The sequence below is a fragment of the Streptomyces sp. NPDC092952 genome (assembly GCF_044754785.1).
GTDB lineage: Bacteria > Actinomycetota > Actinomycetes > Streptomycetales > Streptomycetaceae > Streptomyces.
On record NZ_JBIVPT010000033.1, the window covers coordinates 1 to 12,803 of the forward strand.

The 12,803-nt window shown below is 71.3% G+C and carries 11 protein-coding genes and 1 riboswitch; of the genes, 6 read left to right on the plus strand and 5 right to left on the minus strand.

Annotation, left to right across the window (positions count from 1 at the left end; translation table 11 throughout):
- Window positions 1–145: 145 nt before the first annotated feature.
- Entirely contained in the window at window positions 146–1,663 is a 1,518-nt protein-coding gene (glpK, locus tag ACIQGQ_RS35660) for a glycerol kinase GlpK (protein ID WP_402404359.1), read from the minus strand.
- A 45-nt stretch (window positions 1,664–1,708) separates the two neighbouring features.
- Entirely contained in the window at window positions 1,709–2,554 is an 846-nt protein-coding gene (locus tag ACIQGQ_RS35665; RefSeq protein ID WP_402404361.1) for an MIP/aquaporin family protein, read from the minus strand.
- A gap of 236 nt (window positions 2,555–2,790) precedes the next feature.
- On the opposite strand from ACIQGQ_RS35665, the gene ACIQGQ_RS35670 reads away from it, so the two are divergent.
- Both ACIQGQ_RS35670 and ACIQGQ_RS35675 read left to right on the plus strand, forming a co-directional pair.
- Window positions 2,791–3,162, plus strand: coding sequence for a hypothetical protein (locus ACIQGQ_RS35670; protein ID WP_402404448.1), 372 nt, complete (start codon window positions 2,791–2,793; stop codon window positions 3,160–3,162).
- A 106-nt stretch (window positions 3,163–3,268) separates the two neighbouring features.
- Entirely contained in the window at window positions 3,269–3,931 is a 663-nt protein-coding gene (locus tag ACIQGQ_RS35675; RefSeq protein ID WP_402404364.1) for a DUF305 domain-containing protein, read from the plus strand.
- A gap of 61 nt (window positions 3,932–3,992) precedes the next feature.
- Here the strand turns inward: ACIQGQ_RS35675 and ACIQGQ_RS35680 are convergent, their stop codons facing one another.
- Window positions 3,993–5,657: an ABC-F family ATP-binding cassette domain-containing protein gene (locus ACIQGQ_RS35680; RefSeq protein WP_402404367.1), complete on the minus strand. Its 1,665-nt coding sequence runs from the start codon at window positions 5,655–5,657 to the stop codon at window positions 3,993–3,995.
- 539 nt (window positions 5,658–6,196) lie between these two features.
- Window positions 6,197–6,384, plus strand: a riboswitch (cyclic di-AMP (ydaO/yuaA leader).
- Window positions 6,385–6,387: 3 nt separating this feature from the next.
- On the opposite strand from ACIQGQ_RS35680, the gene ACIQGQ_RS35685 reads away from it, so the two are divergent.
- On the plus strand, window positions 6,388–6,882 hold the full coding sequence (locus ACIQGQ_RS35685; RefSeq protein ID WP_402404369.1) for a transglycosylase SLT domain-containing protein: 495 nt from the start codon (window positions 6,388–6,390) through the stop codon (window positions 6,880–6,882).
- Window positions 6,883–6,886: 4 nt separating this feature from the next.
- On the opposite strand, the gene ACIQGQ_RS35690 is transcribed toward ACIQGQ_RS35685, so the two are convergent.
- Window positions 6,887–7,204: a hypothetical protein gene (locus ACIQGQ_RS35690; protein WP_402404372.1), complete on the minus strand. Its 318-nt coding sequence runs from the start codon at window positions 7,202–7,204 to the stop codon at window positions 6,887–6,889.
- Between the two features lie 323 nt (window positions 7,205–7,527).
- Here ACIQGQ_RS35690 and ACIQGQ_RS35695 point away from each other — a divergent pair, with 323 nt between their 5' ends.
- The 3 genes from ACIQGQ_RS35695 (at window position 7,528) to ACIQGQ_RS35705 (ending at window position 11,233) form a co-directional block, all read left to right on the plus strand.
- Window positions 7,528–8,925, plus strand: coding sequence for an APC family permease (locus ACIQGQ_RS35695; RefSeq protein ID WP_402404375.1), 1,398 nt, complete (start codon window positions 7,528–7,530; stop codon window positions 8,923–8,925).
- Window positions 8,926–9,104: 179 nt separating this feature from the next.
- Window positions 9,105–10,157, plus strand: a complete 1,053-nt coding sequence (locus ACIQGQ_RS35700; protein ID WP_402404378.1) for an NAD(+)/NADH kinase — start codon at window positions 9,105–9,107, stop codon at window positions 10,155–10,157.
- Between the two features lie 194 nt (window positions 10,158–10,351).
- Window positions 10,352–11,233 (plus strand): EamA family transporter, encoded by an 882-nt coding sequence (locus tag ACIQGQ_RS35705; protein ID WP_402404381.1) that lies wholly within the window; start codon window positions 10,352–10,354, stop codon window positions 11,231–11,233.
- A gap of 70 nt (window positions 11,234–11,303) precedes the next feature.
- On the opposite strand, the gene ACIQGQ_RS35710 is transcribed toward ACIQGQ_RS35705, so the two are convergent.
- Window positions 11,304–11,894, minus strand: coding sequence for a lytic polysaccharide monooxygenase (locus tag ACIQGQ_RS35710; protein WP_402404384.1), 591 nt, complete (start codon window positions 11,892–11,894; stop codon window positions 11,304–11,306).
- Window positions 11,895–12,803 lie beyond the last annotated feature (909 nt).

Consider the following 12,803-nt stretch of genomic DNA (forward strand, 5'->3'; position numbering starts at 1 on the left):
CCCGTACCGGCCGTGGCGCCGCCCCCCCCCCCCCGGCCCCCCCCCCCCCCCCCCCCCCGCCCGGCGGCCCCCCCCCCCCCCCCCCCCCCCCCCGGGGGGCCGGGGGGGGCGGGGGGGCCCCCCCCCCCCCCCCCCCGCCACCGGATCACTCCACACTCACCCAGTCCAGGGTGCGCCGCACGGCCCGCTTCCAGTCCGCGTACCCCCGCGCCCGGTGCTCCTCGTCCCACTGAGGCTCCCAGCGCCTGGACTCCTGCCAGTGCTCCCGCAGTTCGTCCTGGTCCCGCCAGAACCCGGTGGCCAGCCCGGCGGCGTACGCGGCGCCCAGCGCCGTCGTCTCGGCGACCACCGGACGGCTGACCGGGACGCCCAGCACATCCGCCTGGATCTGCATGCAGAGGTCGTTGGCCGTCACCCCGCCGTCGACCTTGAGCACATCGAGATGGACGCCGGAGTCCTGCTCCATCGCCTCCACCACGTCCCGGCTCTGGTAGCAGATCGCCTCCAGGGTGGCCCGCGCCAGATGGGCGTTGGTGTGGTAGCGGGCCAGACCGACGATGGCGCCCCGGGCGTCCGAGCGCCAGTACGGGGCGAACAGCCCGGAGAAGGCCGGGACGAAGTACATCCCGCCGTTGTCGTCCACCGTCCGGGCGAGCCGCTCGCTCTCGCTCGCCTCGCTGATCACCTTCATCTGGTCCCGCAGCCACTGCACCGCCGAACCGGTCACCGCGATGGAGCCCTCCAGGGCGTAGACCGCCGGGGCCGTACCGAACCGGTAGGCGACGGTGGTCAGCAGGCCGTGCCGCGAGCGGACCGGCGTCGTACCGGTGTTGAGCAGCAGGAAGTTGCCGGTGCCGTAGGTGTTCTTCGCCTCGCCGGGCGCGAAGCACACCTGCCCCACCGTCGCCGCCTGCTGGTCGCCGAGGACCCCGGCGATCGGGACCGCGGCCCGCAACGGGCGGGACGTGCGGGTCCGCCCGTACGCCTCGGCGTCGGAGGACGGCCGGATGGCCGGGAGCATCGCCCGGGGGACACCGAAGATCTCCAGCAGCTCGTCGTCCCAGTCCAGCGTCTCCAGGTCCATCAGCATCGTCCGGCTGGCGTTGGTCACATCGGTGGCGTGGACACCGCCCTCGGGACCGCCGGTGAGGTTCCACAGCACCCACGCGTCCGTGTTCCCGAACACCGCGTGCCCCCGCTCCGCCGCCGCCCGGACGCCGTCGACGTGGTCGAGGATCCACTTGATCTTCCCGCCGGAGAAGTACGTCGCCGGGGGCAGCCCCGCCTTGCGCCGGATCACCTCCCCGTGCCCGGAGTCCTCCAGCGACTTGGCGATCGAGTCGGTACGGGTGTCCTGCCACACGATCGCGTTGCAGTACGGCCGCCCGTTGCGCGGGTCCCACACCACGGTCGTCTCACGCTGGTTGGTGATCCCGAGGGCGTGCAGATCCGTGCCGCTCAGCCCGCCGGTGCGCAGCGCGGTCTGCATCACCGAGTTGGTGCGCTCCCAGATCTCCACCGGGTCGTGCTCCACCCAGCCGGGGCGGGGCATGATCTGCTCGTGCTCCAGCTGGTGCCGGGCCACCTCGTTGCCGCCGTGATCGAAGATCATGAAGCGGCTGCTGGTGGTGCCCTGGTCCACCGCGCCGATGAAGTCCGCCATGGCATGCCGCCTCTCCTGGCCCCGGTCCGCCGTGCGGACCGGGGCTCACTTCTCGGGCAGTACGGGGATCCTGCCCTCCGGCTCCTCCTCGGGCGAGGGCAGGAAGGTGCTGATGAGGACCTTGTAGACGAACGCCCCCACCGGGCCGCCGACCAGCGGGCCGATGATGGGCACCCAGAAGTAGAGCTCCCCGTACTGGTCGCGCCAGGCGCCGCCGTATCCGGTGAGGAAGCTCGCGAGCCGGGGGCCGAGGTCACGGGCCGGGTTGATGGCGTATCCGGCGTTGGTGCCGAACGCCATGCCGATGGCCACCACGATGAGCCCCACGACGAACGGGCCGAGGTTGGCGCCCGGCGGGGTGTTGAGGAGATCGGTCACCGCGAAGATCAGCAGGACGAGGATCGCGGTCCCGATGACCTGGTCGCGGAAGGCCCCCCACTCGTGGATCGGCAGCGCGTGGTTCCCGTTGGCGGGCAGGGTGGAGAACACCGCCTGTGTCTTGATCGTGTGCCCCGGGTCGACCTTGGCCAGCGCCTCCGAGTAGTTCCACCGCACCAGCAGCGCCGCCACGAACGCACCCGCCACCTGGGCGAGCGAGTAGGGGGCGACCTTCTTCCAGGGGAAGCCCTTGAACGCGGCCAGGGAGACCGTCACCGCCGGATTGAGGTGGGCGCCGCTGAGGCGGCCCGCCACGTAGACACCGAGGGTGACGCCGAGCCCCCAGGCCCAGGCGACGCTGTCGTGGTTGCCGAGACCCCCCGGCGGATCGGTGAGCGCGCCGCCCGCCGCGACCTGCGCCACGACCCCGCAACCGAAGAGGATGAGGATCAGGGTGCCGAGGAACTCCGCGGAGAGCTCCCCGGCGAGTCCCGAGTTCCTGAGTCGCCCCATGGGGAACTCGCTTCCTGTCGGTCCGCGGGGATAGGGGTCGTTGATCCGGATTTGAGCCTAAAGGGAGGTATGTGATTCCGCATGCGGTTCACAGCCCTCCCGGACCGGGGGCGCCACCGGGCGGGACACCCGGTGGGGGTATCGTCGGGCCCGTACCGCAGGACTCGTACGACCCAGGATTCGAGGCAGCCGTGGATCGCGGACGGACACGCGCACCGGGAGTGTCCCGGTTGCTCGTGCTCTGCGCCGCCCTGTTCGGGCTGTTCCTCATGCACGGAGCACCGGCCGGCGCTGCGGCGGGCTGCCATGACGCGGGGGCGGCGATCGCCGCCGCGCCGGGTGCGGCGACGGCCGGTGGCCACGCCGCCATGGCCGAGGGGCACAGATCCGAGCGGGTGGCCGTCGCGGCGCCCGCGGCGGACGGCGAGTCCTGCGTCTTCACCCAGTCCCGGGACCGGGTGCTGCCCCTGCTGATGGCGCTGGGGCTGCTGGTGCCGGTCACGGGTGTGACCTCCGGTGCCCGCACCGCCGTACGCGGACCGGCGCGGCGAGGACCGCCGTTCGCCGGCCGGGGGCTGCTGCTCCAGGTGTGCGTCGCGCGGACGTGACAGGGATCCGCCGGTCCACGGCCTTCGGGCCGGACCGGCCGGACCCCCTGCCCTTCCGCGCCACGGATGTGGCGCACCAGTGCACACACCTGGAAAGAGAATCGCGATGTCCGCTTTCGCGCCCTTCACCGCCCGCCGCCGTACGCTCGCGGCGGTCGGCACCGCCGCCGTGCTCGCCCTGGCCCTGACGGCCTGCGGCTCCTCCGACGACTCCTCGGGCGGTTCGTCCATGCCGGGCATGGACCACGGCTCGCCCAAGGCCTCCGCCCCGGCCGCCGCCGGTACGTTCAACGACGCGGACGTGGAGTTCGCGCAGCAGATGATCCCGCACCACCAGCAGGCCATCGAGATGGCGCGGCTGGCCGACGGCCGGGCCGCCGACGCCGAGATCAAGAAGCTGGCCGCCGCGATCGAGGACGCGCAGGACCCCGAGATCAACACGATGAAGGGGTGGCTGACCTCCTGGGGCAAGCCGCTGCCCGACGCCTCGATGGGTGACATGCCCGGGATGGACCACGGCTCGGACGGCGCGGGCATGCCCGGAATGATGTCCGACAAGGAGATGGGCGGCCTCGAGGCGGCCGAGGGCAAGGACTTCGACAAGAAGTTCGCCCGGCTCATGATCGGCCACCACGAGGGCGCGGTCACCATGGCCGAGAAGGAGAAGAAGGACGGCAGGAACGCCGACGCGAAGAAGCTCGCGGAGGCCGTCGTCACGGCCCAGACCGCCGAGATCGAGCAGATGAACAAGATCCTCGACCGGCTCTGACCCCGAACGGGGCGCGGGTTCCCGTACGCCCTTCGTACGGGAACCCACGCCCCTCGGGCGCTCAGACGGAGTCCGCCGGAGCGGCGAGCAGCTCGGCCACCTCCTCGGGGGTGGTCTCCCGCAGCTCCTCGTCGACCAGCAGCCACCGGGTGACGGAGACCGCTTCGAGGAACGGCAGATCGTGGCTGGCGATGAGCAGCGCGCCCTCGTAGGACTCCAGGGCGCTGGTCAGCTGCCGCACGCTGGCGATGTCGAGATTGTTGGTCGGCTCGTCCATCATCAGGAGCTGCGGGGCCGGTGCGGCGAGCATCGTGGCCGCGAGCGCGGCACGGAACCGCTCACCGCCCGAGAGGGTGCCCGCCGGCTGCTCGGCGCGCTTTCCCTGGAAGAGGAAGCGGGCGAGCTGGGAACGGATCTGGTTGTCGGTGACCCCGGGGGCCAGCCGGGCCGTGTTCGCCGCGACGCTCAGCTCCGGGTCCAGCACATCGAGCCGCTGCGGGAGGAACCGCGTCGGGACGAAGGTCCTGGCCTCGCCTGACAACGGGGCCAGCTCACCGGTGAGCGTGCGCAGCAGTGTCGTCTTCCCCGCGCCGTTGCGGCCGACCAGCGCGATCCGCTCCGGGCCGTTGACCTGGAGGGTTCCTTCGCGCAACCGGCCGAACCGCGGCCGCAGTTCCTCCAGGGTCAGTACGGTCCGCCCGGCGGGCACCGCCGTGTGCGGCAGCCTCACCCGGATCTCGGCGTCGTCGCGGATCGCGTCCGCGGCCTCCTCGCGCCGCTCGCGCGCCTCGTTGAGCCGGTCCTCGTGGAGACCGCGGAGCTTGCCCGCCGACTCCTGGGCGGACCGCTTGCGGCGGCCGGCCAGGATCTTCGGCAGGCCACCGTCCAACTCGGCCTTCTTTCCGGTCCGTTGACGCCGGGCCAGCTTCGTCCGGGTCTCCTCCAGTTCGCGCTTCTGGCGGCGTACGTCGGCCTCGGCGGCGCGCAGCGTCCGCCCGGCCGCCTCCTGCTCGGTGGCCACGGCCTCCTGGTACGCGGACCAGCCGCCGCCGTACCAGTTCACCGAGCCGGCGCGCAGTTCGGCGATGCGGTCCACGCGTTCCAGCAGTTCGCGGTCGTGGCTGACCACGATCAGTACGCCCGAGTGCCAGGAGTCGACGGCTTCGTACAGCCGTCGGCGCGCGAACAGGTCCAGGTTGTTGGTGGGTTCGTCCAGGAGCAGGACGTCGGGGCGTTCCAGCAGCAGTGCCGCGAGACGCAGCAGCACGGTCTCCCCGCCGGACAACTCGCCGACGGTGCGGTCGAGTCCGATGTCGCCGAGGCCGAGCGAGCCCAGGGTCGCCAGGGCCCGTTCCTCCACGTCCCAGTCGTCGCCGATCGTCTCGAAGTGCTTCTCGTCGACGTCTCCGGACTCGATGGCGCGCAGCGCCTCGCGCCGTTCGGCGATGCCGAGCGCGTGGTCCACCCGCAGGGTGGTGTCGAGGGTGATGTTCTGCGGCAGGTGGGCGAGGCTGCCGCCGATGGTCACCGTGCCCTCGGTCGGGCGCAGTTCGCCGGTGAGCAGTCGCATCAGGGTGGACTTGCCCGCGCCGTTGTTGCCGACGAGCCCGATCCGGCCGCGGCCGACGCTCAGCGAGAGCCCGTCGAAGACCGTGGTGCCGTCCGGCCACCGGAAGGTCAGGGCCGAGCAGGTGAGGGAGGCGCTGGGGGCGGTGGGTGTCGCCATGGATTTCCTCGCAGTCGTGATCGCAATGAAGGGGGGATTCGTATGCGAGCACCACGCGGCGACCGAGCAGCGGAGAAGGATGCGGCTGTCCTGGAAACGAGGGACGGCTCATGCATCGAGGTCGCATCCACGCGGGGGTCACGGGCAGTGCGGAAACACTGCGACGACGTGACAGGCATACGGCGAAAGCCGTACGGCGTGGTGTTCGCGGACCTCAGATGCGCAACGTCCACCTCTATCGGAGACAACAGGACACGAAAACCATAGCGGCAGAGGGGAGTGGTTGGCAATGCTCCCCGCCCGTCGGGGCGCCGGACGGGCGAAGCGCGGAAAGTCGCCTCCCTCTCCCCGTGGTGCGAGTCACATCCCGCCCCCGACCGCCGTGCCGCATGCCGCGGATCCCTTTGCCCGCACGGGTCGTCACCGGGTCGGTGTGAGGTGGATTACCGGAAATGAAGTGACTTGATCTTGTTGGGCAATTGCATGCGGAAAAAGGGTCTTGTCCCCTTCGGATTCTCTCGTCTACGGTCTCCGTCAATCCGGACGGAACGCCGAATCCTGCCGCTGTCCGGAGCATTCCGACCACTTGTGCACGGCAGGAGCGGGGAACCCAGGTACACCGCCGGTCCGGACGTCCGGACGGCTCGGGGTGAAGCCGCGCCGACGCGCGGCCGGGCAGCTCCAGCCCGAACCCGACAGCTCACCTCGCAGGCGACGGAGAGGAACCACCATGTCCTTCACCGGTACGCGCCACCGTCGCGCCGCCACCCCGTTGACCAGGGGATTCATAGCCGTGGGTACGGGAGCGGCCGCCCTGCTCCTGCCACTGCTCGGAGCCCAGGCCGCTTCGGCGGCGCCGACCCCGGCCGCCGCCACCGCACCCGCCGCGCGGACCGCGGCGTACACCGACGACCTGGACGGCTGGATCAAGGAGTCGCTGGCCGTCATGGCCGAGCACGGCATCCCCGGCAGCTACGAGGGCATCCACCGCAACGTCATGCGCGAGTCGTCCGGCAACCCGCTCGCCGTCAACAACTGGGACTCCAACGCCGCCGCAGGGACCCCTTCCAAGGGCCTGCTCCAGATCATCGATCCGACGTTCCTCGCCTACCACGTGCCCGGCACGTCGACGGACAGCTTCGACCCCGTCGCCAACATCACCGCCGCGTGCAACTACGCCGCCGACCGGTACGGCTCCATCGACAACGTCAACGGGGCCTACTGAACCGTCACTCCGGGGCGGACCCGGCCGCCTGTTCCGGAGCGGTGTGGGGCGGAACGGGCACCGTGGCCGCCGCCCCGTTCCGTACCGCCTGCACGGCCGCGTCGTGCAGGCGGCGGCTGTCCTCCTCCGAACAGCACGCTACGGGGCTGCCCACCATGGTGAACCAGTCGATCGCCCCCGAGTACTGCACGGTGATCTGGGCCGTGTCCTCGGCCCAGGTCGTGTGCACGGTCAGGTCCCCGGACAGGACACCGACCTCCTCCGTCAGCACGCCGCCGTGCCCGGAGAACACACCACACGTAGTCCATGACGCCCAAGCCATGCATCCAGGCTGGCACCGAGGCGGCGAATGCGCGACCCATGGGCCACACGTACGCGCCCGATGCCGACCGGGGGGAAAATTTCCCAGGGTCCGGCCTTCGGTTCCCGCACTCCCCGATCCTTCGGCGTCCTCTGCTCAGTTAGCGCAAAATCGTCGAAATTGATCACTGGAACAACGAATTCCGAAGGTGAACGCCTCTTGACCTGCGGAACACGTCGGGATTGCATAGCGCGCTGGGAGCGACGAAACCACTCACCACGTCCTCGTCTGGAGGCGATACCGCTCCCGCGCTCAAACACCGCACTTTTGATCGGAACCGCACGATGACCGACACGCTCAGCGCACCTCAGGCGCTCGCCCCGGCGACCGGCCCCACCCCCCAGAAGCTCAAGCGCTCCATCGGCGTCGTGGGCGGCACACTGCTCACGCTGTCCTGCGTGACCCCCGCCTCGACCCTCTTCGTGGTCGTGCCGGACCTCTTCTCCAGCCTCGGCACGTACACCGCCCTGACCATCGCCATCGGCTCGCTGCTCTGCATCGCGGTCGCCTTCTGCTACTCGGAACTGGGCACCCTCATCCCCAGCGCCGGCGGCGAGTACGCCATGGTGTCGACCATGGCGGGACGGCTCGCCGGATGGCTCGTCTTCGTACTGTCGCTGCTCGTCGTGATGATCGTGCCCCCGGTGATCTCCATGGGGACGGCGGACTACCTGGCGCCCATCGTGCACATCCCCGCCCCCCTCGCGGGCGCCGGGGTCATGCTGCTCGCCACCCTCGCCGGCCTGCTGGACCTGCGCGCCAACGCGTGGATCACCGGAATCTTCCTGGTCCTCGAAGTGATCGCGGCGGGCGTCGTCGCCGTACTGGGCTTCGCCCACACCGAGCGCGGCGCGTCGTCGCTGGTGCACGGCACGGTCGCCTCGGCCGGCGGTTCCCACTCCACCGTCACCGCGATGATGGTGGTCTCCGGGCTCGCCATCGCGCTCTTCATCACCCAGGGCTTCTCCACCGCGGTCTACCTCTCCGAGGAGCTGGAGAACCCGCGCCGCAACGTGGCCCGCACCGTGCTCGCCACCCTGGCCATCTCCACCGCCGTCATCCTGATCCCGGTCATCGCCATCACCATGGGCGCCCCGGACCTGGCTGCCCTGACCTCCGGCGACCTCAGCACCATGGTCACCGCCTGGTCCAACTCGGCGGTCGGCACCTTCGTCAGCCTCTGTGTCGCCCTCGCGATCATCAACGCGGGCATCGTCATGGTCATCCAGAACTCCCGGGTGCTCTTCGCCTCGGCCCGTGACAAGGCGTGGCCGGCACCGGTCAACAACGCCCTGTCCCGGCTCGGCCGGTTCGGCTCGCCGTGGGTCGCGACCCTCCTCGTCGGCGTCCCCGGCGCGGCGCTCTGCTTCGTCAACCTCGACACCCTGTACGGCGTCACCGGCGTCTCCGTCACCGCCATGTACCTGCTGGTCGCCGTCGCGGCCCTGCTCTGCCGCCGCGGCGCGCACCGCGAGGCGCAGGCCTGGCGGATGCCGCTCTGGCCCGCCGTCCCCGTACTGCTGATCGCCGTGCTGGCGTACATCCTGACCCAGCAGGAGGTCGAGTACCTGCTGTGGACCGGCGGCATCACCGCGGTCGCCACGCTCTACTGGGCGTTCTACCTGCGGCCCCGCCGTGAGACCCGCTGGCTGGTCAGCATTCCGGAGGACGCCCGGTCCTGACCGGGGGCGCGTTCCGTGCGGTGCCCGGCCCGTCGGTGGAGATCCTCCACCGGCGGGCCGGCCCCGTTCGCGCCCGTCGCCCGACCGGGCGCAGCACCGTCCCGGCGACGGGCGGACCCGCCGCCCCTTGCCCACAGTGGGACGAGGAAGGTCGTCGGAGCACGGGGAGCGGTGGCGCCATGGGTGTCGAACGGGTCGGAGTCGTCGTGCACCAGGGCCGCCCCGAGGCCGTCGTCGCCGCGGGCGTCGTACGCGACTGGTGCGCCCGCGAAGGGGTTCCGTGCACGGACATCGACGTGTGGCGGGGCGACGGACGGCGGCGCGGCGGGCGCGAGGAGGCCGACGTCGCGGGCAACCCCGACCTGATCGTGACGCTCGGCGGCGACGGCACGTTCCTGCGCGGCGCCAGGATCGCCGCCAAGCACGACGGTGCCGTGCTCGGGATCGACCTGGGCCGCGTCGGCTTCCTCACCGAGGTGCCGGCCCATGACGTCGTGCGCGCGCTCGACGCCGTCCACCGGGGCCGGGCGGAGTTCGAGGAGCGCATGACGCTGACCATGCGGGCCTCCCGGGTGCTCGAAGTGCCCCCGGACATCGACGCCCTGATGGGCTACGGGCGGCGCCCGATGCTGCCGCCGCCCCAGCTCGCCCCGGACGCGGAGGCCGCGGCGGAGGACTGGGGCGTGGCGCTGGACGTCACCGCCCTCAACGATGTCGTCGTGGAGAAGCTCGCCCGCGACCGCCAGGTGAGCCTCGGCGTCTACATCGGCGGCCGGCTCCTCGCCTCGTACTCGGCCGACGCGGTCGTGATGGCGACGCCCACCGGCTCGACCGCGTACAGCTTCGCCGCCGGCGGGCCGGTGGTCTCGCCCCGGATGGACGCGGTCCTCTTCACCCCCGTGGCGGCGCACATGACCTTCGACCGCACCGTGGTCGCCGCCGCCGACGAACCGATCGCCGTACGGGTCCTGCCGCACTCCGGGCAGGCCGCGGTGACCATCGACGGCCAGCTGCGCGGCGTACTGGACGCCGGGGACTGGCTCGGCGTCTACGCGGCACCGCGCCGCCTGCGGATCGTCCGGCTCGGCCCGCACGACTTCTACGGGCGGCTGCGTACCAGGATGCGCCTCACGGACGCCCCCGCCACGGCCGCGGACGGTGAGAGCGCGCCGCTCTTCCGCCACGACGGCCCGGTCCCGCACGACCTCGCACACCTCCACCTCGCCCCGTGAGCCACCTGGTCCGACGGCCCCTGCCACCGGGCCGGCCGGCGCCGATATAGTCGGCCGCTGCGGGAGAGCGGCCATGGGGAGGAACGGGGTGTCGCGCTCCGGACCCTCGCCGATGCCCACTGCCCCGTCCCGTCCCCGGCCGAGCCGCCGACGGTGCCCCGGAAAGGCTCGCCACCCACGGAAGGGGCCACGCGATGCCGGCCGTCCTCGTTCTGCTGCTCTCCGGCACCTGGCTGCTGTCCGGTGCCCTGGTGACCGGGACCGATCCGCTGATCGTCGCCGTGGGCCGCACCGCGGTGTGCTGCGCGGTGCTCACCGCCGTCGCCGCCTCCCGCGCGGACGGCCGGGCCGATCTGCGCAGGGCCGCCGCCCGGCCGGGCACCGTATGGCTGCTGGGCCTGCTCGGCTTCGCCGGATATGCGGCGGGCACCCTGCTGGCCATCTCCCGGATCGGGACCTCGCTGGCCAATGTCGTCGTCGCACTGCTGCCGTGCGCCACGGTGGCGGTCGGCGCGCTGTTCTTCGGCGAACGCTCCGGGGCCCGTCGGACGGCCGGAGCGGTGCTCGCCTGCGCGGCCGCGGTCGGGTACGCGGCGCTCGGCACCGGGGCGGGCGACGCGGACGCGCTCGGACTGCTGCTGGTCGCGGCGGCGACCGTGGCCTTCGCGGTGTACGGCTTCCTCTACCGGAGGCGGATGCCGGGGCTGCCGCCGCTCACCGTGTTGCCCGTCCTGCTCGCGGCCGCCACCTGCCTGCTGCTGCCGATGGCCCTGCCCGCGCTGGTCTCGCACCCGCCCACGCCCGCCGCGATCGGCGGCATCGTGCTCCTGGGCGGGGCCGTGTACGCCCCCGCCTACCTCGTGCAGCACCGGCTCATCCTGCTGCGCGGGCCGGTCTTCACGGCGGCCGTGCAACTGGCCGTCCCGTTCACGGTGCGGCTCGGTGACTGGGCCCTGGGCACCGGGGCCGTGCCCTCCGCGGCGGAACTGCTGCTGCTCGCGGTGTGCTGCGGCGGCATCGCGCTCGTCACCGTGGAGCCCGGTCGGCAGCGGCTCGCCGGCGCGGAGGCGGAATGACGTCGGGGCCGAGGTGGCGGCCCGTCGCCGGACGACCGTCCGTCCGGCGACGGGCCGGGTGTCTCCGGACTCAGAAGGTGACGTCCGAGCAGGCGTAGAACGCGTTGCCGGTGTCGGCGATCGTCCAGACGCCGAGGATCAGGTGCTTGCCCGTCTTCTGCGGCAGCACCCCGGAGTGGGTCACGGTGGACCCGGGCAGACGCCCGCCGAAGGGCACGGTCAGGAACGGCTGGGGATCCAGGTCGGCCCTGGTCAGCGGCTTGGTGGGGTCGTAGCCGTCCTTGGTGATGTAGTAGCGGAAGTCGGTCGTGGCGTGCCGCGCCTCGATCCGCCAGCGGAACGTGTAGCTCTGCCCCGCCGTGACCTGTGTGGCGGGCCATGTGCCGCCGCGCGGGTCGTCGAGCTCGGAGAACCGGCCGATGCCGCCGGCGCAGATGGTGCCGTCGACCGGCCCGCGGGCGGGGAAGCCCTTGGGTCCTTCCACGCTCGGCGGCTCCCACTGGACCTGGCCGCAGTTGCGTACGGTGCCGAGGCCGCAGAGCTGCTGACGGCTGATGGGGGCGTCGGTGTAGCCGTGGGCCTGGGCGCTGCCGGTCGTGGCGAGCAAGGAAGCTCCGGCCATTCCGAGACCCAGGACGAATGAAGTGATCCTTCTGCGCATGCTTCGCTCCTGAGGGAGGTGTGGGGGCGCTGCGAGACGAGTGAGGGAAGAGGCGTCCCACCCTCACTAGGTCTAGACCAACTCCGAGACTAGTCAGAGGAATTGGTCATGTCCATACCATTGGCGCCCGATCGTGCGAGGGGGCCCGTGTGGTGCTGGAGTTCGTCCGCCCGGCGGATGTCAAGGACCTCGAACAGGTCAACGTCGATCGGATCTGGACACGCGGACGAGTGGCGTCACCCCCTGTCCGTGGGCCGATCGACGCCCTTTCGTGGACCTTTTCGCCGTCCAGCCGTTCCGGCTGCGGGAGTTGGTGAATCCCTGCCGACAACTCCGGGGAATTCCCCAGGCAATGGACTAATCGCCCCTGGTCAATCGGGTCGGTGGGGGCGACTACCGGACATCCGTGATCACGGTCGTCGGGGAAGTGGGCGGTGGAGGCGGATGCCGGCTCTCCTGAGTGCTGAGGCCGCGTCAGGCGGCCCTCGCTGCAGCAGGGTTGGTCACGAATGCGCTTCCGGGAAACGGCCCGGGGGGTGAGGGTGGCAATTTCCGATATGAAAAGTAATTAATATGCATGGCAATTTGGGGTGGCTTGTGGGGCGCTCTTGATTTTGTCGCGCCCATCGCAAAGTGGCGCCATGCGGCTTGAATTCGACGGTTGAGTCAGCTCATCAGGGAAAAATTACTAGGGCGAACCCCGGTGACGACGCCCAGGCTCGCGGAGCCCATGAAGGCGCTCCTCCCGCACTTCGATCCAATTTCCCGCGCGTGACAAGTGGCGAACATTCGTCCGGTCGCGTGCATTCGCAGGTATCCGATCAGATTTTCATTCATGGCTCGCGCACTCTTCCGTGCGCCGCGCCGTGCTGCTTCCTTCCGAAAAGGTGCTGAGAGTGGAAAGTCGCG

Coding starts and splice junctions, on each gene's coding strand:
- ACIQGQ_RS35665 (WP_402404361.1), bottom strand. CDS start 2,554: ATGGGGCGACTCAGGAACTCGGGACTCGCCGGGGAGCTCTCCGCGGAG.
- ACIQGQ_RS35700 (WP_402404378.1), top strand. CDS start 9,105: ATGGGTGTCGAACGGGTCGGAGTCGTCGTGCACCAGGGCCGCCCCGAG.
- ACIQGQ_RS35680 (WP_402404367.1), bottom strand. CDS start 5,657: ATGGCGACACCCACCGCCCCCAGCGCCTCCCTCACCTGCTCGGCCCTG.
- ACIQGQ_RS35690 (WP_402404372.1), bottom strand. CDS start 7,204: ATGGCTTGGGCGTCATGGACTACGTGTGGTGTGTTCTCCGGGCACGGC.
- ACIQGQ_RS35675 (WP_402404364.1), top strand. CDS start 3,269: ATGTCCGCTTTCGCGCCCTTCACCGCCCGCCGCCGTACGCTCGCGGCG.
- ACIQGQ_RS35685 (WP_402404369.1), top strand. CDS start 6,388: ATGTCCTTCACCGGTACGCGCCACCGTCGCGCCGCCACCCCGTTGACC.
- ACIQGQ_RS35705 (WP_402404381.1), top strand. CDS start 10,352: ATGCCGGCCGTCCTCGTTCTGCTGCTCTCCGGCACCTGGCTGCTGTCC.
- ACIQGQ_RS35695 (WP_402404375.1), top strand. CDS start 7,528: ATGACCGACACGCTCAGCGCACCTCAGGCGCTCGCCCCGGCGACCGGC.
- glpK (WP_402404359.1), bottom strand. CDS start 1,663: ATGGCGGACTTCATCGGCGCGGTGGACCAGGGCACCACCAGCAGCCGC.
- ACIQGQ_RS35710 (WP_402404384.1), bottom strand. CDS start 11,894: ATGCGCAGAAGGATCACTTCATTCGTCCTGGGTCTCGGAATGGCCGGA.